General features: G+C 44.8%; 2 protein-coding genes. Both read left to right on the top strand.

Annotated elements, in window-relative coordinates; genetic code table 11:
- The first annotated feature begins 60 nt into the window (after window positions 1-60).
- The gene (locus tag ACEYW6_RS36225; RefSeq protein ID WP_174709492.1) at window positions 61-255 is read left to right on the top strand and encodes a transposase DNA-binding-containing protein; all 195 of its coding nucleotides are present in this window, start codon (window positions 61-63) and stop codon (window positions 253-255) included.
- A gap of 17 nt (window positions 256-272) precedes the next feature.
- Window positions 273-1,441, top strand: a 1,169-nt coding sequence (locus tag ACEYW6_RS36220; RefSeq protein WP_412983607.1) for an IS4 family transposase, incomplete at its 3' end; no start/stop codon positions are given.

Raw genomic sequence — 1,441 nt, 5'->3', positions numbered from 1 at the left:
AAGAAACAGCACAGCAAATACGGTACAGTAATTGAAATCGGGTGCTAAAGGTAACAAGCAATGCTGGACTGGTGGGAAAAGAATTTTGCAACCATATCTCTAGGCGATCGCCGATTGAATGAGCGTGCAATGTCAATCGGGTATGCTCTAAGTTTGGGATTCGGCAAAGCGCTGTCGGAAGTTTTCAGTAATGGAACCGTACTTAAAAGGGCTTATGAGTTTTTGCTAATCCAAAAGTGCAATTTCCCAGCGTGATTGAGCCGCATTGCCAAATGACTGCGGAAACTGTTGCAGAGTGCGACGTAGTGCTGTGTGTTGGAGACACGACTTTTTTTGATTATGGCAGTATTGAGGCTAAAAAAGAAGGTTACGGCCCAATTGGTAAGGGAGGTAACGGTTTAATATTACACAGTGCTTTAGCCATAGAACCGGACAAAGGCCAATCAATAGGTCTGTTGTGGCAAAAACTTTGGAATCGAGAAGCAAAACAGAAACCGCCAAAAGATGAAACTCCAACACAGAAGAAAAAACGGCAAGCAGCAGCACGTAAAGAAGCCCGAAACCGTCCCTTTGAACAGAAAGAATCTTACAGGTGGGTAGAAGCGCTCACCACTATAAAAAACCTTGTGAGTAAGCACACGCAAGTGATTCATGTTTTCGACCGGGAAGGTGATATTACAGAAGTTTTCGATAAAGTTCGCCAACTCCAGCACACCGGAGTTCTTATTCGCGCGGCTCATAACCGCAGTTTAGATTCCGAGAGCGAGCGTCTTTGGTCAAAACTCCTTGCACAACCTACCAGTTTTGAACAGGAAATCGAATTACCCCAGACTGGACAGCGTTCTGCCCGTAAAACCAAGCTGGCTGTACGATTTTGTCCGGTCAATCTCCGTACTCCCTATCGTTTTGATAACCGTGAACCTCTACCCGTATATGCTGTTTATGCCACTGAGATTGATTGCCCAGATGGTGAAACACCTGTGGAGTGGATGTTGTTGACTACGGAAGTTATTGCAGATGTCCAGATGGCTTCTACAGTTTTACGCTGGTATACTTATCGTTGGCGTGTTGAAGAATACCATAAAATTTTTAAGTCTGGATGTCAGGTAGAAAAATATAGGCTTGCTGCTGATGGGATGAAGACCCTCATTGGTTTTTTAAGCGTAATAGCTGTTGAGCTTTTGCGCTTAACTTATCTCCACCGCACTCAGCCCTTAGCCCCTGCCATTGAAATTCTTAATCCCCTTGAACTCAAGATTTTAAAAGCTAAGTCTCCCAAACTCCCCAAAGTGCTAACAGTTAGCTGGGCTGTTGAAGCTGTAGCTCGTCTTGGCGGCTACTTAGAACATCGAAGTAAAACACCTATTGGTATCCAGGTACTGTGGCGAGGTTGGTTAAAATTACACGACCTCTGTGAGGGTTGGCAGCTTGCAAAAGAGAC

The organism is Nostoc sp. UIC 10607 (assembly GCF_047228265.1).
Taxonomy (GTDB): Bacteria; Cyanobacteriota; Cyanobacteriia; order Cyanobacteriales; family Nostocaceae; genus Nostoc; species Nostoc foliaceum_A.
Note: the sequence above shows the minus strand (reverse complement) of the source record. Positions and strands in the feature narration are given on the sequence as shown.